Annotated in this window: 24 protein-coding genes and 1 other RNA gene; 24 read left to right on the top strand and 1 reads right to left on the bottom strand. The window is 41.6% G+C overall.

Going from position 1 to position 22923, the window contains the following annotated elements; genetic code table 11:
* Positions 1 to 26: 26 nt before the first annotated feature.
* The 10 genes from LK416_05480 to LK416_05435 all read left to right on the top strand — a co-directional run bounded on the left by LK416_05480 (position 27) and on the right by LK416_05435 (position 10952).
* Entirely contained in the window at positions 27 to 386 is a 360-nt protein-coding gene (locus tag LK416_05480) for an Asp23/Gls24 family envelope stress response protein (GenBank protein UEA75630.1), read from the top strand.
* 17 nt (positions 387 to 403) lie between these two features.
* A complete protein-coding gene (locus LK416_05475) occupies positions 404 to 2086 on the top strand; it encodes a DAK2 domain-containing protein (GenBank protein UEA75629.1) in 1683 nt (560 codons plus the stop codon).
* Between the two features lie 15 nt (positions 2087 to 2101).
* On the top strand, positions 2102 to 4132 hold the full coding sequence (recG, locus tag LK416_05470) for an ATP-dependent DNA helicase RecG (GenBank protein UEA75628.1): 2031 nt from the start codon (positions 2102 to 2104) through the stop codon (positions 4130 to 4132).
* A 13-nt stretch (positions 4133 to 4145) separates the two neighbouring features.
* Positions 4146 to 5096, top strand: a complete 951-nt coding sequence (locus LK416_05465; protein UEA75627.1) for a MoxR family ATPase — start codon at positions 4146 to 4148, stop codon at positions 5094 to 5096.
* Between the two features lies 1 nt (position 5097).
* On the top strand, positions 5098 to 6219 hold the full coding sequence (locus LK416_05460; protein ID UEA75626.1) for a DUF58 domain-containing protein: 1122 nt from the start codon (positions 5098 to 5100) through the stop codon (positions 6217 to 6219).
* On the top strand, positions 6209 to 7459 hold the full coding sequence (locus LK416_05455; protein UEA75625.1) for a hypothetical protein: 1251 nt from the start codon (positions 6209 to 6211) through the stop codon (positions 7457 to 7459). The genes LK416_05460 and LK416_05455 overlap by 11 nt, the downstream gene beginning before the upstream one ends.
* Positions 7460 to 7477: 18 nt before the next feature.
* Positions 7478 to 9106: a cellulase family glycosylhydrolase gene (locus tag LK416_05450; GenBank protein UEA75624.1), complete on the top strand. Its 1629-nt coding sequence runs from the start codon at positions 7478 to 7480 to the stop codon at positions 9104 to 9106.
* Positions 9107 to 9168: 62 nt separating this feature from the next.
* Positions 9169 to 9726, top strand: coding sequence for a 16S rRNA (guanine(966)-N(2))-methyltransferase RsmD (rsmD, locus tag LK416_05445; protein ID UEA75623.1), 558 nt, complete (start codon positions 9169 to 9171; stop codon positions 9724 to 9726).
* A 1-nt stretch (position 9727) separates the two neighbouring features.
* Positions 9728 to 10213 (top strand): pantetheine-phosphate adenylyltransferase, encoded by a 486-nt coding sequence (gene coaD, locus LK416_05440; protein ID UEA75622.1) that lies wholly within the window; start codon positions 9728 to 9730, stop codon positions 10211 to 10213.
* 13 nt (positions 10214 to 10226) lie between these two features.
* Positions 10227 to 10952, top strand: a complete 726-nt coding sequence (locus LK416_05435) for a hypothetical protein (GenBank protein UEA75621.1) — start codon at positions 10227 to 10229, stop codon at positions 10950 to 10952.
* A gap of 13 nt (positions 10953 to 10965) precedes the next feature.
* On the opposite strand, the gene LK416_05430 is transcribed toward LK416_05435, so the two are convergent.
* On the bottom strand, positions 10966 to 11946 hold the full coding sequence (locus LK416_05430; GenBank protein UEA75620.1) for a hypothetical protein: 981 nt from the start codon (positions 11944 to 11946) through the stop codon (positions 10966 to 10968).
* Between the two features lie 216 nt (positions 11947 to 12162).
* On the opposite strand from LK416_05430, the gene thiM reads away from it, so the two are divergent.
* The 14 genes from thiM to LK416_05360 all read left to right on the top strand — a co-directional run bounded on the left by thiM (position 12163) and on the right by LK416_05360 (position 22909).
* A complete protein-coding gene (gene thiM / locus LK416_05425) occupies positions 12163 to 12984 on the top strand; it encodes a hydroxyethylthiazole kinase (protein ID UEA75619.1) in 822 nt (273 codons plus the stop codon).
* Between the two features lie 15 nt (positions 12985 to 12999).
* The gene (gene thiE, locus LK416_05420; protein UEA75618.1) at positions 13000 to 13653 is read left to right on the top strand and encodes a thiamine phosphate synthase; all 654 of its coding nucleotides are present in this window, start codon (positions 13000 to 13002) and stop codon (positions 13651 to 13653) included.
* Between the two features lie 2 nt (positions 13654 to 13655).
* On the top strand, positions 13656 to 14306 hold the full coding sequence (locus LK416_05415) for an HAD family phosphatase (GenBank protein UEA75617.1): 651 nt from the start codon (positions 13656 to 13658) through the stop codon (positions 14304 to 14306).
* Positions 14307 to 14389: 83 nt separating this feature from the next.
* Positions 14390 to 15190 carry a bifunctional hydroxymethylpyrimidine kinase/phosphomethylpyrimidine kinase gene (gene thiD / locus LK416_05410; protein UEA75616.1) on the top strand — a complete coding sequence of 267 codons (801 nt, stop codon included), beginning with the start codon at positions 14390 to 14392 and terminating at the stop codon, positions 15188 to 15190.
* Positions 15191 to 15287: 97 nt separating this feature from the next.
* A complete protein-coding gene (gene secG / locus LK416_05405; protein ID UEA75615.1) occupies positions 15288 to 15530 on the top strand; it encodes a preprotein translocase subunit SecG in 243 nt (80 codons plus the stop codon).
* 74 nt (positions 15531 to 15604) lie between these two features.
* On the top strand, positions 15605 to 17791 hold the full coding sequence (gene rnr, locus LK416_05400) for a ribonuclease R (protein UEA75614.1): 2187 nt from the start codon (positions 15605 to 15607) through the stop codon (positions 17789 to 17791).
* Positions 17754 to 18221 (top strand): SsrA-binding protein SmpB, encoded by a 468-nt coding sequence (smpB, locus tag LK416_05395; GenBank protein UEA75613.1) that lies wholly within the window; start codon positions 17754 to 17756, stop codon positions 18219 to 18221. Before rnr ends, smpB begins: the two co-directional genes overlap by 38 nt.
* Positions 18222 to 18372: 151 nt before the next feature.
* Complete coding sequence (locus LK416_05390) at positions 18373 to 18762, top strand: hypothetical protein (protein ID UEA75612.1); 390 nt, start codon at positions 18373 to 18375, stop codon at positions 18760 to 18762.
* Between the two features lie 42 nt (positions 18763 to 18804).
* Positions 18805 to 19151: a transfer-messenger RNA gene (gene ssrA, locus LK416_05385) on the top strand.
* Positions 19152 to 19318: 167 nt separating this feature from the next.
* Positions 19319 to 19669, top strand: a complete 351-nt coding sequence (gene rplS / locus LK416_05380; protein UEA75611.1) for a 50S ribosomal protein L19 — start codon at positions 19319 to 19321, stop codon at positions 19667 to 19669.
* Positions 19670 to 19749: 80 nt separating this feature from the next.
* A complete protein-coding gene (gene lepB / locus LK416_05375) occupies positions 19750 to 20322 on the top strand; it encodes a signal peptidase I (GenBank protein UEA75610.1) in 573 nt (190 codons plus the stop codon).
* Complete coding sequence (gene ylqF / locus LK416_05370) at positions 20319 to 21176, top strand: ribosome biogenesis GTPase YlqF (GenBank protein ID UEA75609.1); 858 nt, start codon at positions 20319 to 20321, stop codon at positions 21174 to 21176. Before lepB (LK416_05375) ends, ylqF begins: the two co-directional genes overlap by 4 nt.
* 356 nt (positions 21177 to 21532) lie before the next feature.
* Positions 21533 to 22075 (top strand): signal peptidase I, encoded by a 543-nt coding sequence (gene lepB / locus LK416_05365; GenBank protein ID UEA75872.1) that lies wholly within the window; start codon positions 21533 to 21535, stop codon positions 22073 to 22075.
* A gap of 60 nt (positions 22076 to 22135) precedes the next feature.
* A complete protein-coding gene (locus LK416_05360) occupies positions 22136 to 22909 on the top strand; it encodes a ribonuclease HII (GenBank protein ID UEA75608.1) in 774 nt (257 codons plus the stop codon).
* The last annotated feature ends 14 nt before the right edge of the window (positions 22910 to 22923 follow it).

Raw genomic sequence — 22923 nt, 5'->3', positions numbered from 1 at the left:
CAGGACAAAAGCATGGGAGGTTTTCTATGAACGAATATATAAATAATGATAATGGAACCGTCAGTCTGGATGAGAATGTGGTTGCACAGGTAGCAGGTATGACAGCACTCGATTGCTTTGGCATTGTTGGTATGGGTATTGTCAGTGTAAAAGACGGAATCGTAAAACAGTTAAAAGGAAACAATATCACGCAGGGAATTCATGTTACGTTTGATGAGAATGGAGATATTGTGGTAGAGCTTCATATCGTTGTGGCATATGGTGTCAGCATCAAGGCTGTAACAGATAATCTGATGCAGTCTGTAAAATATAAAGTAGAAGATTTTACATCTCTTAAGGTCAGTCAGGTAAATGTATTTGTTGAAGATGTAAAGATTCTAGATTAGACGGAGGAACTGTAGAAGTGAAAAATACGATTGATGCACTTGCACTGAAGAAAGCATTTATAGCCGGTGCGAATAACCTTGATAATAAAAAAGATTATATTAATGAGCTGAATGTGTTCCCTGTACCGGATGGAGATACCGGTACAAATATGACAATGACGATCATGTCAGCAAAAAGGGAAGTTGAATCCTGTAAGGAGACAATGAGTGATATCGCAAAGGCAATGTCAACCGGTTCCCTTCGTGGAGCCAGAGGTAATTCAGGTGTAATCCTTTCTCAGCTTCTTCGTGGTTTCAGCAAGAAGATCGGGGATAAAACAGAGATCGGAGTAATCGAGATTGCTGATGCATTCCAGAAGGCGGTTGAGACAGCTTATAAGGCTGTTATGAAGCCAAAGGAAGGAACGATCCTTACAGTTGCCAGAGGTATTGCTACTAAGGCCAGAGAATGTGCAGGTACAGATATTACATTGGAGGAATTCTGCGAAACCATCATTAAGCATGGAGATGAAGTGCTTGCTTCCACACCGGAGCTGCTTCCGGTATTAAAAGAGGCCGGTGTTGTGGATTCCGGCGGACAGGGCCTGATGGAAGTATTAAAGGGTGCAGTTGACTGTATTCTCGGACGTGTCGTAATTGCAGATACAAAGCCTTCCGGAGCAGGAGTATCCGGTGTTGACAATCCAAAGTATTCTGAAGATCTGTCGGCCGATATCAAGTTCGGATATTGTACAGAATTTATTATTAATCTGGAAAAACCATACGGCATAAAAGAGGAAGAAGATCTGAAACAGTTCTTAGAGTCGATCGGTGATTCCATTGTCTGTGTATCAGATGATGAGATCGTAAAGATCCATGTTCATACAAACCATCCGGGCCAGGCATTTGAAAAAGGTCTTACCCTTGGTTATCTGTCAAATATGAAGGTCGATAATATGAGACTGGAGCATCATGAGAAGGTCATCAAGCAGGCAGAACGGGAAGAAGCAGCCAGACAGGAAGCTGCAAGACAGGCAGAGAAAGAAAAACAGCAGCCAAAGAAACAATATGGTTTCATCGCAGTATCCATGGGTGATGGATTAAAGGAGTTCTTTACGGAGCTTGGAGTTGATTATGTGATCGAAGGTGGTCAGACGATGAATCCAAGCACTGAGGATATGCTGAATGCGATCGAGAAGGTTCATGCCGAGAATATATTTATATTCCCAAATAATAAAAATGTTGTTCTTGCAGCCAATCAGGCAGCCGGCTTATGTGAAGATAAGAATATCATCGTCCTTGCAACGGCAAATGCGCCACAGGGTATCAGTGCAATGATAGCGTTTGACAGTACGATGACATTAGAGGATAACAAAAACAATATGTTAGAAGCTGTATCAAATGTAAAGAGCGGACAGGTAACATATGCGGTCAGAGATACCTCCATCGATGGAAAAGCCATCCATGAGGGAGATATCATGGGTATCGGTGATAAGGGACTGGTATCCGTTGGTAATGACATTTCGGATGTTACATTCGATCTGATCAAAGATGCAGTAGATGAAGACAGCGAACTGATCAGTATTTATTACGGAGCAGATGTAAAGAAGGAGGATGCAGAGGCATTTGCGGCAAGAGTGGAAGAAAGCTTCCCTGACTGCGATGTACAGAACTACTATGGTGGTCAGCCAATCTATTATTACATTGTTTCTGTAGAATAAAGGGAGAAAAACTACATGGAATTAAAGGATAAGGTAACTTGTATTAAAGGGATAGGAGAAAAAACAGCCGGTAATCTGGCAAAGCTTGGTATCTCTACAGTGAGTGACCTTATCCATTATTATCCAAGAACTTATATTACATATATGGATCCTGTTGACATTCAGGATATACAGGCAGATGAGCGTCAGGCAGTAAGTGTGACGATCAACAGTCGGGTGGAAGTGAAGAAGCTTCGCGGATTCTCGATTGCGACTGCCTATGCCAAAGATTATACCGGGACAATTAAACTGACATGGTTTAATTGTCCTTTTCTGCGTAATTATTTTCATATTGGAGATCGTTATATCTTTGTCGGAGAAGTGAAATATAAGAATGGCATGTATACGATGAGCCAGCCGGAGTACTATACAGTGCCCCAATATCAGGAAATTTTAAAAGAATGGCAGCCTGTATATGGTTGTACGGCGGGTATTACAAGCAAGACGATCCAGAAAGCGGTAAAGGGAACGCTTCCTCTGATTCAGACGCTTTCAGATTATATACCGGAGGACATTCGGGATGAATATGATCTGATGAGGGCAAATGAAGCCGTAACCCATATCCATTTCCCGGATACGGAGGATCACTTAAGAGCTGCGATCAAGCGGGTTGCCTTTGATGAATTTTATGAATTTATAGAGAATATGCATAGTCTGAAAGAACATGATACGGTGAAATACAATCAGGCGAAGATACCATTTACGGAGCAGGTGACAGGGTTTATCGAGAGCCTTCCGTATCGTCTGACTGGGGCACAGATGGATGCGGTTCGAGATATCATGGCAGATATGAATTCAGAGCATGTGATGAACCGTCTTGTACAGGGGGATGTCGGTTCCGGTAAAACGATCGTTGCTGCGATCGCTTTATTTGCCTGTGCGACGCAGGGTTATCAGGGTGTGATCATGGCGCCGACCGAGGTACTTGCAAATCAGCACTTTAAAGAACTGACCGGCTTATTTGAGCCATATGGAATCCATGTTACGCTGTTGACCGGTTCGATGACGGCAAAGGAGAAACGGGAAGCGTATCAGGAGATTGCAGAGCATCGTGCGGATGTGATCGTTGGAACGCATGCGTTGATACAGGACAAGGTGGAATATGATAATCTGGCGCTTGTTGTGACGGATGAGCAGCATCGGTTTGGCGTAAGACAGAGAGAGAAATTATCGTTAAAAGGGGGAACGCCACATGTTCTTGTTATGAGTGCGACACCGATTCCGAGAACCCTTGCGATCATTATGTACGGAGATCTTGATATTTCGGTAATTAATGAACTGCCGGCAGGACGGATTCCGATCAAAAACTGTGTAGTGGATGAGAGCTACCGCCCGAAAGCACAGGCATTTATCCGGGCAGAGGTTAAGAAAGGACATCAGGTCTATGTGGTATGCCCGATGGTGGAGGAAAGCGAAGCCTTAGATGATGTGGCAAATGTAGTTGAGTATTCGGAAGATCTGTCACAGAAGCTTGACAGCAGCATACATGTGGCCTATTTGCATGGCAAGATGACAGGGGATGAGAAGAACCGTATCCTGACGGATTTTTATGAAAAAAAGGTTGATGTACTGGTATCTACAACGGTTATCGAGGTAGGGATCAATAATCCGAATGCCACGGTTATGATGGTAGAAAATGCAGAACGGTTTGGACTGGCAGCTCTGCATCAGCTCCGTGGGCGTGTGGGACGTGGAAATCTGCAGTCTTATTGTATCTTTATCAGTGGAAAGAAAAATAAAGAAGTGATGGAACGATTAAATGTACTTGCAGATTCAAACGATGGCTTTTATATTGCGGGAGAAGATCTGAAACGGAGAGGACCGGGAGATTTCTTTGGTATCAGACAGAGCGGAGATGTACTGTTTAAGATGGGAGATATCTATAAACATGCCGACATGTTAAAGGCAGCATCGGATGTCTATGAGAAGTATGGTGACCGCATACGGACAGAATTTGACCGAAGTGTAGCAGCAAGAAATGAGATGTATGGAAAACCGATATTATAAGGAGATTAGAACGATGAAGATAGCAGAGGTAAAAGAACAGGCAGATAAGATCTGTGAGAATATATCGAGAGTACTGATCGGCAGAGAGAAGGAGATACGTGTGATACTGGCTGCACTTTTTGCGGGAGGTCATGTACTGGTGGAGGACAGACCGGGAACCGGTAAGACACTTTTAGCAAAGACATTTGCCAAAAGCATCGGAGGACAGTTTAAGAGAGTTCAGTTCACACCTGATCTTATGCCATCCGATATTACAGGTTTAAGTATCTATAATCGTAAATCAGAAGATTTTGTATTGGTGAAGGGACCTGTATTTACAAATATCCTGCTTGCAGATGAGATCAATCGTGCAACACCGAGAACACAGTCCAGTCTGCTTGAGGCAATGGAAGAGCAGCAGGTGACGATCGATGGAGAAAGTCATAGGCTTGAAGCACCGTTTTTTGTTATTGCAACAGAGAATCCGATCGAGACGACCGGTACATACCCGCTTCCGGAAGCCCAGCTTGATCGTTTCCTTATAAAGATCTCCATGGGAGATAATTCAAAGGCTACAGAGGTTTCGATCATGGATCGTTTTATGTCTGAGAATCCGTTTGATACACTTCAGACGGTCTGTGATACAGATCATATAAAGACGATGCAGGAAGCGGTCAGAGAAGTTTTTGTTCATCCTTGCGTAAAGGAATATATAGCAGACATGATCCTTGCGACCAGGAATAACAGCCGGATACAGGTTGGTGCAAGCTCCAGAGGCACGGTAGGGCTTCTTCGTCTGTCGCAGGCATATGCTGCTATGGAGGGCAGAACCTTTGTCCGTCCGGATGACGTCCGGTATATGGCACCGTATGTTCTGGCACATCGTGTGATCATGGCAGGACACATGGATGAGAAAAAGGAAAAGGCAGTGATCAGGGAACTGGTCGATCAGATCGCTGTTCCGGTTGAAGATTGGGAGAATTAATATGGAGATACTGATAGCAGTATTGTGTTTTCTGGTGATCTATCTCGGACAGACTGTTATTTACCGCAAATACTGGGATCAGGGGCTTTCTCTTGATCTGGATTTTGATGACAGGTATCTGGAGATTGGCGATAAATCAGGGATAACAGAGACAATTACAAATCGAAAGATGCTGCCTCTTACAACTTTACATGTGAAGTTTTCCACAGCGAGATCCTTACAGTTTCAGGAAAATGAGAATGCGGTTGTTACGGATTTTTATCATAGAAATGATCCGTTTTCGATTATGGGAAACCGGAAGGTAGTCAGAAAGCTTTCATTTACGGCGAAAGAGCGAGGTTTGTTTTTTATCAGTGCTGTAAAGCTGATGGCAAAGGATTTTCTGATGTCGAAGACATTTGCGCTGTCTGTAGAAAATCAGGCATATCTGTATGTTTTCCCTGAAAAACTTTCTAATATACAGCTTGATACGGTCTTAGATGGTATGTTGGGTGATCTGACATCAAGGAGAAGTCTTTTTCCGGATCCGTTTGCTTTTTCCGGCCTGCGGACTTACAGTGTGGGAGACCCGAGAAAGAGCATTAACTGGAAAGCAACAGCCAGATGCGACGACCTGATGGTAAATGTATATGAGCACACGGCAGAACAGAGGGTGAAGATACTTGTCTGCCTGGAGCCGAACACCATGATAAGAGTTCATTATATACAGGAAATGTGTATCAGTATAGCATCCACGGCAGCATCTTACTTTCTGGATAACCGGATTCCTGTCATGATACGGGCAAATGGATATGATCTGTTATCCGGTGAGGTGGAATGGGTGGATTTTGGTTCTTCCGGAGAACATCGATTTACGGTTGATAAATATCTGGCACGGATAACGGAAAATGCCGGAATTGATAGATTTGTTGAAGTCTTGAAGCAGGAAGTGACAGATGTAGACAGTAATACAACATATCTGATCGTATCTGCATACCATAAAAAGGATTTGCTGAATGAACTTGATCATATGGCTGAAAAAGGAAAGAATATTTATATGATAGTTCCATATCTGAATATACAGGGGTGCGATGATATCAGACCTTATCTTCATGGAATGGAGGTAGAGTTAAATGACACATAAGATATATTGGGCGGAGCGAGGATTACGTTATCTTTATGAGGTGGTAGCGGCGGAATTGTTCATGTATACATTCTGCATGATATTTATGAGACAAGATCCGCGGTTTACGGATGCCATTTGGATCGCAGGAATATTTCTGTTGTCCTATCTGATCAGAGATTTTGCACCGAATCATATATTACTTACCATTGGACATCTGGTGCTTGCGGGACTTTTAGTTATCTTGCCGGGCACAGTATGGATCCGAATGGTTACAGGGATTTATGATATCGGGTATCTGCTGCCATGTGCGGTTGCTTATGCAAAGAGAGGCTCCGGACTTACAGATATGAGCGAACCATGGCCATCGATCTTAGCAGGAATTATTATTTATTTTGCAAGTATCGGCATGAAACTGTCTGTTTTGTCGAACCTGTCTTATATTGCAGTTGCATTACTTATGGCTATATATATGATGATCCGGTATATACAGGGGTTGAAACGCTATATCTCACAGACAACAGAAATATCGGAGCAATCCATCCGGGATATCGCAGTTATAAATGGCAGGGTTGTATTATTCCTTGCAGTGCTTGTGTTGTTATTAATGGGAGCCTGTCGTTTCCTTGATCTGTCCGGGTTTGTAAATGTACTTGCGCGTGCATTTGCAAAGGTGGTTCAGACAGTATTTGGTGCGATCATGGTCATATGGGTATTTGTGCTGACGCTGCTTACGAAGGGAGGAACGGCAGCAACCGGTCTCGATTATCAGGATACCTTAAATGAATATTATCAGAACAGTGTAAAGGGATATGATGTATTTACCTTGATATTAAAGGTATTTGTAGTTCTTCTTCTGATATTCTTTCTGGTACGGATATTGTTGCAGGTGATTCGTTTCCTTTTGAAACCGAGAAGCCATGCAGATGATGTGATCGAGCTTATCGCCGAAGAACCGAGGCAATATAAAGAACGTATAACAGATAGACGCATAATGCACAGGTTGACAGCTGAAGAACGGGCAAGAAAAATTTATAAGAAGTCGATCCTGCGATATAAGGATGTGATCACACTTAACAAACGGATGACCTGTGAAGATATCAGGCAGGAGATAACAGAGACGGAGGTTGGAAATGTAGAGGGTATTTCTGTTATATATGAACAGATCCGATATGGAGCCGGAGAAGTGGACAGCCATGTTATACGAGAAATGAAAGCGGCATCAGGACAGAATAAAAGGGTGAATGAAAAAGGCAAATAAAAAGGGAGTAGTGCAAAAATGAACCAGAAGAAAAAGACGATTGTATTATGGGGAGTCATCATAGTACTTGCAGCGGCTGTTGTGGCACTGTCAGTTATACTGGTGACAAAAAGTCGGAAAAATAATTATCCGGACGGACAGAAGAATGCCGGAACAGAAGCTGTGATAGAGGGATCCGGGCAGGATACGGAGCAAAAGGCTGAGGATGGCGCTGATCAAAAGAAAGAAAAGGGTGCATCCGATACTCAGAAGTCGACAGATGACAAGAAGACCTTATATGCAGAAGTAACGGTTGGAAGTACATGGGAAAATAACGGGATGACAGCCGCTACAGAGACGGTCACGATCTATAATAAGACCGATAAAGCTGCAACGGATTGGAGCGTTGATCTGGAATTTTCCGGGAAAGTAACGATCGACCAGCTCTGGAATGGAAAGTATACGGCAGATGGATCGGTGGTTCATGTAACCGCAGAAAGCTATAATGAGGAGATACCGGCTGGTGGCAGCATTGATTTTGGATATAATTTGTCAGCATCGGATGTGAAGCCTGTTCGTTGTACATTGATGATCGCAGGAAAAGAAGTAACAACTGTCACCGGCGATGATCAGCAGAAAAATGATGAGAATGCAGCTCAGACAGATGGGCAGTCCGCTGACAGCGATAAAAAAGATCAGTCCGGCAGCGATAAGGTCACCGACAGCAAAATCGGTAAAAAAGAAGATGATCCGTATAAGGTACATGGAAAACTTGCAGTATCGGGAACGGATCTGGTGGATGCATCCGGCAGTAAATTCCGGTTAAAAGGTGTCAGTACACACGGACTTACCTGGTTTGCTGATTTTGTAAGTAAGGACACCTATCAGTATTTCAAAGATTCCTTTGGTATCAATCTGGTGCGTTTTGCGATGTATACAGATACAGGAGATTCCTATGGATATTGTTCCGGCGGAAATAAATCAGAGATCGAGGAGCTTCTTGGAAAAGGTGTTGATGCAGCAACGGATCTTGGACTGTATGCGATCATTGACTGGCATATTTTAAATGACAATGACCCGAATATGCATATAGATGATGCAAAGGATTTCTTTGATCGGATATCAAAGAAATATGCTTCTTACGGAAATGTGATCTATGAGATCGCAAATGAACCTAATGGGGGAACAACCTGGGATTCCGTAAAGAGCTATGCGGAAACGATCATCCCGATCATACGAAAAAATGCGCCGGATGCTATTATCATTGTCGGAACACCAACTTGGAGTCAGGATGTAGACGTGGCAGCTGCAGATCCGATCACAGATCAGACAAATCTGATGTATGCGGTTCATTTCTATGCCGCAACCCATAAGGATGATCTGAGAAATAAGGTTCAGTCTGCACTTGATTCCGGACTCCCGGTTTTTGTATCGGAGTTTGGCTTGTGTGATGCATCAGGAAACGGTTCGATTGATTATGATCAGTCCGATGCATGGTTTGATCTGATCGATGATAAGAATCTAAGCTATGCGGCATGGAATATTTCAAATAAAGCCGAGACATCGTCATTATTTGATTCCTCCTGTACAAAGAAAAGTGGCTTTACAGATGATGATCTGTCAGACAGCGGAAGGTATATTAAGGAAAAAATTGAGAGTTCCTATTGACAAAAGGGATGAAATATATACAATAAAAAAAGATTTTAACAACCTATGGGAGATCATGATTTATGAGAGTAATAGCGGGAACTGCCAGAAGTCTTCGTTTGGAAACGATCGACACGATGGATACCAGACCGACAACAGACCGGATCAAAGAGACCTTATTTAATATCATATCGAGAGAATTGCCGGATTGTACATTCCTGGATCTGTTCAGTGGAAGCGGGGCGATCGCGATCGAAGCATTGAGTCGTGGAGCAAAGCAGGCAGTCCTTGTAGAACAGAATCGGAAGGCAGTAGACTGCATTAACCGCAATCTGGAATTTACCGGATTAAAAGACAAGGCCAGGGTCATCACAGGAGACTGTGTTGCGGCGATTGACAGTCTGGAACGGTCAGGACTTGTGTTTGATATTATATTTATGGATCCTCCATATGGAAAATTATTAGAAAAACAGGTATTGAACCGTCTTGCGTCTTCAGGTATTGTTGATAAAAACACATGGATCATTGTTGAATCGGATCTGAATACAGAATATGATTATTTAACAGATATAGGATTCGAAATCGATCGTGTGAAGAAGTATAAGACGAATAAACATACATTTATACAGGAGATTTTATAAAATGAGTAGTGCAATTTATCCGGGAAGTTTTGACCCGGTCACATTGGGGCATTTGGATGTGATTAAACGCTCTGCGGAGATGTTTGATGAAGTGATCATCGGCGTTTTGAACAATACTTCAAAAACTCCATTGTTTTCTGTAAAAGAACGTGTTAATATGTTGTCTGAAGTGGTGTCAGATATACCGAATGTTCGTGTTGAGAGCTTTGGGGGACTGCTGATTGATTTTGCCAGACAGAATGGTGTAAAAACGATTATCAGAGGCTTAAGAGCTGTAACAGATTTTGAATATGAATTGCAGATTGCACAGAGTAATCGTAAAGTTGCACCGGAGATTGACACCGTATTTTTGACAACGAGTATTGAATATGCATATCTGAGTTCCAGTATCGTGAAGGAGTATGCAAGATATGGGGTAGATGTTACACAGTTTGTTCCAATAGAAGTTGTCGATCGTATAAAAGAAAAATATAACAGAGCATTTTAGGAGGAAATAAGTCATGGCAAAAAAAGGCATTGAGGAAATGATTTCTGAGATTGAGATTTTTATAGATAATTGTAAGTATCAGCCGTTATCATCCAGTAAGATCGTTGTTCCAAAGGATGATCTGGAACAGATGTTAAATGAACTGAAGTTAAAGCTTCCAAATGAGATTGAGCGTTGCAAAAAGATCATGCGTAATAAAGAAGCTATCCTTGCAGATGCAAGAACAAGAGCAGATTCTATTATCACAGAATCTGTTGCGGAGGCAAATAAGCTGGTAGATCAGAGCCAGATAGTTGAACTTGCAAATATCCGTGCAAATGAGATTTTAGATATGGCAAGAAGTCAGGCTGACCAGATTGTAAACGAAGCAAATGCAGATGCAAATGAGATCCGTCTGGGTTCTATGTATTACACTAAGGATAAGCTTACAGAGGTCAGCAATTATATTAATGCAACATTAGAGGCTGAAAAGGCAAATTACGATAACCTGATTCAGTCCTTACAGTCAAATCTGGATATTGTATTGAATAATACAAATGAGATTAATGGAGATATTGCAAATATGACCGGAGCAGCGCAGCAGGCTGCGGCTCCTGAGGATGATCCACAGGCAGTACCGGAAGAGAAAGTAACTGCAGAAGAGGATCGGAATTATAATGTATATGGTAAGACTGAGTATTCCGATGATGAAGAAGACGATGAAGATGATGATTTTGACGATGACTTTCTGGATGACTAGAGATTGTCGGATTTTAGCTTAAAAGTAACAAGATTATCAGATAACTAAACGTTGCGCAGATACATTTACCAAATGTATAGCATATAAAAGACAGCTTTGTACCTTTTAGGATATGCATGGATTGGCACAGGGAGGATATTCCGCCAAATGATGTAACAGAAAGGATCAAAGCTGTTTTTTGTACATGAGAAAGGGAGAGTGCAGATAATTCCGACAGTCCCTTTGTTATCTCAAGGTAACAGGCGAGAATATGAAGAATCGGTATGCCTCCGGTAAATGCGATTACAAGATCATATAGAACAGAGAAAATGGCAACATAGATTCCTATGATGGTGATAGTTGTTATACTGTTTTCGATAACAGAAGACATATAGTTATCATCCTGTGCCGTTGCATATTCGGACAGAGTGCCTGCAGTTTCAGAGAGATATATTCGGTGATTTGGTTGATCATCAGAAGAGAGATGAGCTGTTTTTTTGATTGGCTTAAAATGTAAAATAGATAACTGCTTTTTGGATAACAGATAGTACAGGATGGCATAGCAGATCTGTGGCAGATAGATGACTGCCAGAACAGTGATGGTATTTATCTGCCCGTTTAGATATCGGTTACAGACATATCCCATCAGAAACATAGGGCTGATGTTGTTGCAGAGGGGCATAATGGCATGGGCGAAATCTTTTGATATAACTTGATTTTTGTAGAGCCTGCCTATAGCGATTGCACCGACCGGGTAGCCGCAGAACAGACCGCATAAGAATAACAGGATCAGACAGCCTGCCCGGTTTGGATGCTCCCAGTCAATCATAGACAGGAAGAAACCTGAGATCAGAAGAAAAGGAAGCAGCAGAGGAACCAGATTGTTATACCACAGTACAAGACCCTCTGCAAAACTTTTGGAAACAAATGAAGAATTCAGACAGAGTGTGATAACAAGCAGGATGAAAGCAGGATATAAGCAGAATGAGCGGATAGATAAGGCAGGATGCTTCATAGGGAAAACTCCGGTTTATTTGTTCATCTGTATTTTATGAAAAAAGAGTAATTACTATGAATTATAAATTTCCTAATTTGCGTATAATATTTACAAACAAAAAACAGATAGATTAACAGGAGAAGCTCAGATAAGGTAAAGCATTTTCAGGTAAAATAGTTGAAAAAGAGAAGAAAACTGAGTATAGTTAAGCTGCTATTACAGGAGGTAGATAAAATGATCAAGGTGTGTTTTGAAAATGTAAAGGCGAAAACTCCGCTGGTGCATAATATCACGAATTATGTAACAGTAAATGATGTTGCAAATGTGCTTCTGGCATGTGGAGGAAGTCCGATCATGGCAGATGATATTGACGATGTGGAAGATATCACCGGTATCTGTGGTGGTTTAAATATTAATATTGGGACCTTAAATAAGAATACGATCCCATCCATGCTTGCTGCCGGCAAAAAGGCAAATGAGCTGGGACATGCCGTGCTGCTTGATCCGGTGGGCGCAGGAGCCAGCAGACTACGTACAGAGACAGCGATGAAGCTTTTAAATGAGATAAAATTTGATGTGATCCGTGGAAATATATCAGAAATCAAGACTCTTGCATTTGGTTCCGGCAGTACAAAAGGCGTAGATGCAGATGTGGCTGATGCAGTTACAGAAGATACTCTCGATCAGGCGGTTGATTTTGTGAAAAAATTTGCGGGAAAACTTGGCTGTATCATCGCTGTTACAGGAGCAATCGATCTGGTAGCAGATGCAGATACCTGTTATGTGATTCGGAACGGAAGACCGGAGATGGGTAAGATCACAGGAACCGGATGCCAGTTGTCCGGTCTTATGACAGCTTATCTGACAGCAAATCCGGATAACAAACTGGAAGCTGCTGCAACTGCCGTTATACTGATGGGAGTTGCCGGAGAAGTCGGATTTGCGAATATGGAGTCTACAGATGGCAATTCAACTTATAGAAACCGCATTATTGACGCAATCTATAATATGGATGCAGATAAGCTTTGCAGTATGGCAAAGTATGAGATCAGATAAGGAGTGAACGAGGCTATGAGTAAGCAGACACATATAAAGCCGGAGGAGCTTTTGCTATATGCAGTAACAGATAGACATTGGTTGAATGGGGCAACTCTGATCAGTCAGGTTGAGGCAGCATTAAAAGGCGGAGCAACCTTTATCCAGCTTCGTGAAAAAAATCTGGATGATAAAGCATTTTATCAGGAAGCTCTTGAGATCCAGAAATTATGCAAAGAATATAAGGTGCCGTTTGTAATCAATGATAATGTGGAGCTTGCAAAGAAGATTGGTGCAGATGGTGTGCATGTCGGACAGTCGGATATGGAAGCCTTAGATGTCAGAAAGGTGCTGGGAGACGATAAGATCATCGGAGTATCCGCACAGACAGTGGAACAGGCAGAACTGGCTGAAAAGCATGGAGCGGATTATCTGGGCGTTGGTGCGGTATTTCCAACCGGATCTAAGAATGATGCAACAGAAGTCAGTTTTGAGATGTTACAGGAAATCTGTGAGCATGTGCATATTCCGGTTATTGCAATCGGCGGCATAACCAGAGATAATGTTGTGGAATTAAGTCAAAGCGGAATTTGTGGTATCGCAGTTATCAGTGCGATCTTTGGTCAGACAGATATTGAGGCAGCTACGGCAGATTTAAAAAAACAGACAAAGAAGATGTTAGGAGAATAAGGATGATAAAAGGTGCGATCTTTGATATAGACGGAACACTGATCGATTCCATGGGAATGTGGGAGCATGCGGCAGAACGATATCTGGCAGAAATGAATATCAAGGCAGAACCACATCTTCAAAAAAAACTGTATACATTTACGATTACAGAATCTGCGGAATACCTAAAAAAGAATTACGGCTTGTCAAAAACGATTCCTGATATCATAGATGGAATCAATGAAACTATTGGAGCATTTTACAGAAATGAAGCAGAACCAAAGCCGGGGATCATAGAGTTCTTATCTGCCTTACAGGAGCGGAAAATTCCAATGACAGTAGCGACTGCGACAGACAGGGTTCATATCGAAGCCGTACTGAAGCATAATCATATGGATCATTTTTTCAAGAAGATCTTTACCTGCTCGGAGGTAGGAATCGGAAAAGAATATCCGGATATCTATATTCAGGCAGCAAAGTATATGCAGACGAACATTGCTGATACATGGGTGTTTGAGGACGCTTATCATGGAGCAAGAACGGCATTTGATGCAGGCTTCAAAGTATGTGGTATCTATGATGCTGCGAGTGCGGAGCATGTAAATGAGTTAAAAAAATACAGTACGCTGTATGTTGACAATACAAAGGAATTATATAATATTTTCTTCCTTTAAAGAAACCGGTATGACACAGAATGGATGAAAATGTACAGCAAACCGATAACTAAAGTATTTTTAAAAGTAAAGGAGACAAAGGGTTGAAGACAGTTCTTACAATAGCCGGAAGCGATTCCGGCGGCGGTGCGGGAATCCAGGCAGATATAAAGACCATTATGGCAAATGGTTGTTATGCCATGAGCGCAATCACCGCATTGACCGCCCAAAATACAATGGGAGTGACCGGGATTCAGGAGACAACGCCTGAGATGCTTGCTTTACAGCTTGACGCCGTATTTACGGATATCCTGCCGGATGCGATTAAGATCGGTATGGTCGCATCCGAGAAGTTGATCCGTGTGATCGCAGATAAGTTAAAAGAATATCAGGCAGAACATGTAGTTGTGGATACCGTTATGGTGTCAACCAGCGGACACCGGCTGATCGACGAGGATGCGATCGGTGCTTTAAAAGAATGTCTGCTTCCGATTGCAGAGGTTATTACTCCGAATATTCCGGAAGCAGAGGTATTGGCCGGAATGACGATCCGTGATGAACAGGATATGGTTTGTGCAGCTGAAAAAATATCAAAAGTCTATGGCTGCGCAGTCCTCTGCAAGGGAGGACACAGTATCAACGATGCAAATGATGTCTTATATTCAGACGGAAAAGTCAACTGGTATTATGGAAAACGAATCGATAATCCGAATACTCATGGAACCGGATGCACACTATCAAGTGCAATCGCATCAAATCTTGCAAAAGGGTATAAGATCGATGAAGCAATAAAGAACGCAAAAGACTATATATCCGGTGCGCTTGCAGATGGCATGGATCTGGGACATGGAAGCGGACCTATGAATCACGGCTTTGATCTGAAAAGCAGATTTGCAGAATCATGAAAAAAGTGGTTGCGAATCTCAAATGACTATGTTATTATGGACAAAGTTGGTGTAAAAGCGCATTTGACACCAGAACACTTGGAATGGAGGTGGCAATATGGTAAAGACAATTATCATGGTCGTATATGTAATTATATGTATAGCATTAACAATTATTGTCCTGTCACAGGAAGGTAAATCAGCCAGTCTGACAAGTTCAATTACCGGCGGTAATTATGATAATTCATACTGGGGCAAGAATAAAGGAAGTTCAAAAGATGCGGTTCTCAGAAAGATCACAACAGTGCTTGGTGTTCTTTTTATAGTAATTGCATTGCTTCTTGATTCTAAGCTGTTCTAGTTCATATACAGAATTTATCAGTGCTTACATATATCCTATATGTAAGCACTTTTTAGATATACGGAGAGGTATTTATGACAGAAGAATTAAAGAATGAAAGAAAAGAGAATATATATACCCTGATCAATGACGATGATTACAGACCATTGAAATTTAAAGAGCTTTGTTATCTGCTTCAGATCGGAGGACGTGATAAGGATGACCTGTTAGAAATCTTAAATGAGCTTGTCGATGAGGGCAGGATTGAGAAAACCTCCAAAGGTAAGTATCAGAAGCTTGGAAAGGGTGTCCTTGTCGGTACATTCATCAGCAATCAGAGAGGATTTGGATTTGTCCGTGTGGAAGGATATAAGGAAGATTTCTTTGTACCACAGAAGTATACGATGGGCGCATTCCATAATGATAAGGTGCTGATCCGTGTTGCATCCGGTAACCGGGGCAGATCAACGGAAGCACATGTAGAACGGATTCTGGAACGAGGCTTAAAGCAGTTGGTCGGAACCTATCAGAAGAACCGGAACTTTGGTTTTGTGATTCCGGATAATGGTAAATTAGACAGTGACATCTTTATACCGGAGAAGAAATCCATGGGAGCAGTAACCGGACATAAGGTTGTTGTGGAGATCACAAATTATGGAGAAAAGTCCAAATCTGCAGAGGGACGTGTTGTTGAGATACTTGGACATATCAATGATCCGGAGACGGATGTATTATCGGTTGTAAGAGATCTTGATATTCCGGTTGATTTTCCGGATGTTGTTATGGCAGAGGTGAAGAATATACCGGATGAGGTAACATCAAAAGAAATGGCAGGAAGAACCGATCTCAGACAGTTGCAGACCGTTACGATCGATGGAGAGGATGCAAAGGATCTGGATGATGCGATCACACTCTATGAGGAAAACGGGTTATATAAGCTTGGCGTTCATATTGCAGATGTTACACATTATGTAAGGGAGAATTCTCCGCTTGATAAAGAAGCATTGAAGCGTGGAACAAGCTGTTATCTGATCGATAAGGTCATACCGATGCTGCCGCATAAGCTGTCAAACGGTATCTGTTCACTGAACGAGGGGAAAGATCGTCTGACGCTTAGCTGCCTGATGGATATAGATGCAAACGGTAAGATCATCAATCATAAGATCTGTGAATCGGTGATCAATGTTGACCGCAGAATGTCATATACAAGTGTATCTGCAATCGTAGAGGATCATGATCCGGCAGAAACAGAAAAATATAAAGAACTGGTTCCTATGTTTGAATTAATGCTTCATGTGTCAGAGTTGTTAAGAACGATCCGACATGAGCGAGGTTCGATTGATTTTGATTTTGATGAGTCTAAGATTACAGTTGATGAAGACGGTCAGGTATCTTATATCGGAGTGTATGAGAGAAGACGTTCGAATCAGATTATTGAAGACTTTATGCTGGCTGCAAATGAGACGATCGCTGAAGACTATTTCTGGCAACAGATTCCATTTGAATATCGTATCCATGAGGCACCGGATACGGAGCGTGTAAAGCAGTTATCCATTCTGATCAGCAAGTTCGGATATTACTTTAAGGCATCCAAAGAGAATATTCATCCGAAGGAGTTCCAGAAGCTGTTATCAAAAATCGAGGGTGAGCCATGTGAGAATCTGATCAGCCGTATGACACTTCGTACGATGCGGCAGGCGAGATATTCGACGGAATGTGAAGGACATTTTGGATTGTCCTGTAAATATTACTGCCATTTTACATCGCCGATCCGAAGATATCCGGATCTTCAGATCCACAGGATCATTAAGGATAATATCCATGGAAGATTGGATGACAGAAGACTTTCGCATTATGATGCGATCCTTCCAAAGGTAAGCGATGATAATTCCAGAAAAGAACGCCGCGCGGAAGAAGCAGAACGTCAGGTCGAGCGTTTAAAGAAAGTGGAATACATGGAGCATCATATCGGAGAAGAATTTGAAGGTATCATATCAGGAGTCATCAACCGTGGTATCTTTGTAGAGCTTCCAAATACTATTGAGGGATTTGTAGATGTGTCGACACTTTATGACGATTTTTATGTGTATTCGCAGGATGAATATGCTATGATCGGAGAATCAACCGGAAAGAAATACTCGATCGGTGATACCGTTAAGGTAAAAGTAAAGCTTGCAGATAAACAGAGCAGACGGATCGAATTTGTGATCCGGTCAGATGCCAAAGAAGGAGATGAAGCAGGACATGGCAAAGGAAAGAGGAAACAAACTCATCGCAAATAACAAAAAGGCATATTTTGATTATTTCATAGAAGAAAAGTACGAGGCAGGGATTGCACTGACCGGAACAGAAGTGAAATCAGTCAGACAGGGACATTGTAGCATCAAAGAATCTTTTATCAGTATCGATAAAGGAGAAATCTACATTTATCGTATGAATATCAGCCCATATGAAAAAGGCAATATATTCAATAAAGACCCACTTCGTACCAGAAAGCTGTTGCTTCATAAGTATGAGATCAATAAACTGATGGGAGCCCAGCAGGTAAAAGGATATACGATCGTTCCATTAAAGGTCTATATCCGTGACGGCCTGGTCAAGATGGAGATCGGGCTGGCAAAGGGTAAGAAATTATACGACAAACGTCAGGACATCGCGAAGAAGGATGTCAAGCGAGAGAATGAGCGTGAGTTCAAGATCCGTAATTTGTAAGATCTGATAAAGAATTTCAGAAATATCCGAGTATGATAAACAGAATTATTCCCGATATTTTGTATGAAGTTTTAAAGATTTTGTGAAATGCTGGAATATTTCATGCAGATGTGATATACTCCAATAAGATTTTTACTGGGAGGTCAGGCAAGTGAGCCAGAGTAAAGTAGATAAAAGAAAATATGAGAAGAAGAACCGCGCAGCGATCATGAAGCGCGAAAAGAGAAAGAAAATCCTTGGATGGTGTATATTTGGCGTGTTAGTCGGATGCATTCTTGCAGCCACACTGGGCGTAAAGATATACAAGGCCATTCCAAAGTATGTAGAGGCTGAGAAGCTCGGTGCATATGTCAGCCAGACATGGGCAGAACAGGGATATGGAAGTATTTTCCCTGCAACTTCATCTGATGCATCAGACGGAGACAGTACGGATGTTGAAGATACTGACAGTGATACTTCTGAAGACACAGCTTCTGAAGCAGATACTACATCTGAAACGACAACTACAGCAGAGACTGATACCACAGAAGCTGCTGAGTAATATATGAAAGCACCTGATAACAGAGCTTTCCTTTATAAACCAGGGGTTGACTGGTTTCGACAGGGGTTTTGCAGTCATGGAAGCCATCCGTGGACTAGGACCACGTTAAAACTTAGACTAAATATAAACGCTAACGATAATTTAGCTTACGCTGCCTAATTAAAGGCAACTGCCAGCTTTAAGGTCCCCCGTACCTTTTAGATCTGGTATCATCCAACGGGAAACTCCGGTGCTTAAGCTTTGCGGTATCGGAAAATTCATGAAGCTACCGATGTATCCAGCCTGTCCGTAGGCGTGGTATTGAGGAAATGTTAAAATACGGAATGTGATGGGAGATGCCGTGATGAATGAGCTTTTGGACGTGGGTTCGAATCCCACCAGCTCCATAGCATGAACTATGGCAAAAAGAATGCAAGGTCATACATCCAAAAAGATGTAGATTTTTCTTGCATTCTTTTTATTTGTATGGTAAACTGAACGAGTTGTGAAAAAAATCGATGGTCCTCTGTACCGGTGTGGTAGTAAGAACATCTAAATATCAAGGAGGTCACACAAAATGAATAGCGATTACATTAAGAATCTTGAAGCTTCTCAGATGAAGGCAGAAGTTGCTGACTTTGCAGTAGGTGATACTGTTAAGGTACACAACAAGATCAAAGAAGGTAACAGAGAGAGAATCCAGATTTTCGAAGGAACTGTTATTAAGAGACAGGGTGGAAGCAACAGAGAGACTTTCACAGTCAGAAAGTTCTCAAATGGTGTTGGCGTAGAAAAGACATGGCCGGTACATTCACCATTTGTTGAGAAGATTGAAGTAGTTAGACATGGTAAAGTAAGACGAGCTAAGATTTACTACTTACGTTCAAGAGTTGGTAAAGCTTCAAAGGTTAAAGAGCTTGTTAAATAATTTTTACAGGTTACATGAAAAAGTGGCTGGGGTTAATAGCTCCAGCCATTTTTGCAATATGAGCATATTGGAGTAAGAATATGAGCGATAAAAGTGAACGCAGAAAGAGAATAAGACGGGAAAAGCGGCGGCAGAGAAGAAAAGAAAGAAGCTTTAAACGTATAGTCAGAACGATATTTGGCTGGTTGTTGTCTGTTTTGATTGCAATCGTACTGGGATATGGAATGGTATCTTATTGTTTTCAGACTGTGTATGTGGTTGGGGACTCGATGAGTCCGGTGTGCATAAATCAAGATAAGGTTACAGTAAATAAGTTATGTTACCTTCTTGGCTCTCCGGATCGATATGACATAGTAGCATATAGAAGTGTTGATACACCGGATGAATATTATGATATTAAACGTGTGATCGGTTTACCGGGAGAGACCGTGCAGATAAAGGATGGCAAGGTCTACATTAATGATAAAGAACTTACGGATACTCCGTTCAGTGATTATATCTTTACGGCAGGGCTTGCAGAGAACACGATCACACTTGCTGATGATGAATATTTTCTTCTTGGAGATAATGTGAATAACAGCGAAGATTCCCGTTTCTTAAAAGTGGGAAACGTGAAAAAAGCTGAGTTATTAGGAAGGATAAAGAAACGATGAATATACAGTGGTATCCGGGACATATGACAAAAGCAAAACGTATGATGCAGGAAGATATCAAGCTGATCGATGTTGTGATCGAGCTGATCGATGCCAGAGTGCCATACAGCAGTAAAAATCCTGATATTGATGCTTTAGCTGCGAATAAATACAGATTGATTTTATTGAATAAAACAGATCTGGCAGACGCAGCTGTGACCGCGGAATGGGAAGCATATTATAAGGAAAAAGGTTTTTTTGTTGCTAAGATCAATGCCAGATCCGGGGATGGAATGAAGAATATTAGCAATGTAGTAAAGGAAGCATGTAAAGAGAAAATTGAACGTGACAGAAAGCGTGGAATCATTAATCGTCCGCTTCGTGCCATGATCGTCGGTATTCCAAATGTCGGTAAGTCTACATTTATTAATTCTTATGCCAGAAAGGCGTGTACAAAGGTTGGCAACAAGCCGGGTGTTACAAAAGGAAAGCAATGGATACGTCTTGGAAAGGATATTGAATTATTGGATACCCCGGGAATATTATGGCCCAAATTTGATGATAAAGAGGTTGGATTACGACTTGCATTTATCGGATCGATCAATGATGAGATCTTAAGTATTACTGACCTTGCGTATGAATTGATCAAATTTTTACAATTAAACTATTGTCAGAGCCTTGCAGATAGGTATAATATTAATGATGATGACGACAGTGTTCATATTCTGGAACAGATTGCCGAGAAACGTGCGTGCATCAAAAAGGGTGGAGAATTAGACATTGATAAGGCGGCTGCGCTCCTGCTTGATGATTATCGTTCGGGCAAGTTGGGCAGAATCTCACTGGAACGTCCGAGTATGGTAAAGGATAAATAGTTATTATGAAAGAAGATAATGAACGCGTAGAAGCGTTAAATGCAATATTTGATGATGATCCCATGCGGAAAGAGCGTGAAAAAGAGATCAGAAAGCTTGAAAAGAAACGTGAAAAGCAGCTTGCGAAGCTGCAAAAAAAAGGGATCGATCCGGAACAGCAGAGATCAGAAGAAGCAGTAAAAGAGGCGGATGCAGATGAAAAGGAAGCATCTGATAAGGTTTTAAATGAGGATGGAGAAGCGATAACCAATTATTTCGCAGAATCCGATCCGGCATCGAACACTCATGTTCAGGATGAAGTTGATAAGCCGAAAAAAAAGAAGAAAAAAGAAAAGAAAAAGCAGGAGAAAGAGGAGATCAATATCGTAAAAGATTTAATTAGTCTTGCCATTTATATTCTTGCGATCGTTGCGGTATGCTGGCTGATTCTTACCTATGTGGGACAGCGTACAGAAGTAAGCGGAGATTCCATGAATGATACTCTGCATGATGGTGATAGTTTATGGATCGATAAGCTGTCTTATCGCTTTAAAGATCCTGAAAGATTTGATATTGTGGTATTTCCTTATGAGGAAGAGGATGAGACCTATTATATCAAACGAATCATCGGTCTTCCCGGCGAAACCGTTTATATTGATGAAGATGGTGTGATCTATATTAATGATGAGCCGTTAGAAGAAAATTATGGTAAAGAAGTGATCGAAGAAAATCATCGAGGACTTGCGGCAGAAGCGGTTACGCTCGGAGATGATGAGTATTTCGTAATGGGAGACAACCGGAATAACAGCCGGGACAGCAGATTGTCAGATGTCGGAAATATACATAAGGACAAGTTTGTTGGTAAAGCAGTATTCCGTTTTACCGGTGGATTCGGTTTTTTAAATAAAGAAGAACAATAAGTACAGATAAATGGCTGTCGTGTAAGAAACAACAGCCATTTATGCTTATATGAGGATGAGATGGAAAATAAAAGAAAAAGTATAACAGAGATTAAATCCGAATTTGCAAATGCAGATATTCATTCAGTCAGACAGGTGATGGAAAGATATGCAGAGGATGACAGAGAAGGTGTAAAAAAACTGATCCTTTCTGCTGAAAAGAAGCTTACAGCACATCAAAAAGAGCTTGACCGGATGGAGCATATGTTTGAATATGAGAGACAGCATGCGGACTGTCAGTATATCTGTGGAATTGATGAGGTAGGCCGTGGTCCGCTTGCAGGTCCGGTAGTAGCTGCGGCTGTCATTCTGCCGGAGAATTGCGATATTCTATACCTGAATGATTCCAAGCAGCTCTCTGAAAAGAAGCGTGAAGAATTATATGATGAGATTACAGAAAAAGCGGTTGCTTACGGAATCGGTATGGCAGATGAGAAGCTGATCGATCAGATCAATATTTTAAATGCGGATTATGAGGCCATGCGGATCGCGATACATAAGCTTGCCGTGAAGCCGGATCTGTTATTAAACGATGCGGTCAGAATACCGGAGGTAGAGATACCACAGGTATCGATCATTAAAGGAGATGCAAAGTCGGCTTCGATCGCCGCTGCCAGTATTATTGCAAAGGTAACGAGGGATCGGTTAATGGTCGCTTATGATGAGATCTATCCCGGGTATGGATTTGCAAAGAATAAAGGGTATGGTTCGAAAGAGCATATAGAAGCATTAAAAACAATTGGACCATGTGAGATCCACAGAAGATCATTTATTACACATTTCTGGAAAGAATAGTAGAAAGAAAAAGG

It is taken from the genome of Lachnospiraceae bacterium GAM79 (genome assembly GCA_020735665.1).
Taxonomy (GTDB): domain Bacteria; phylum Bacillota; class Clostridia; order Lachnospirales; family Lachnospiraceae; genus Coprococcus.
The sequence above is the reverse complement of the archived record's forward strand: the minus strand, read 5'-3'. Positions and strand labels throughout refer to the sequence as shown.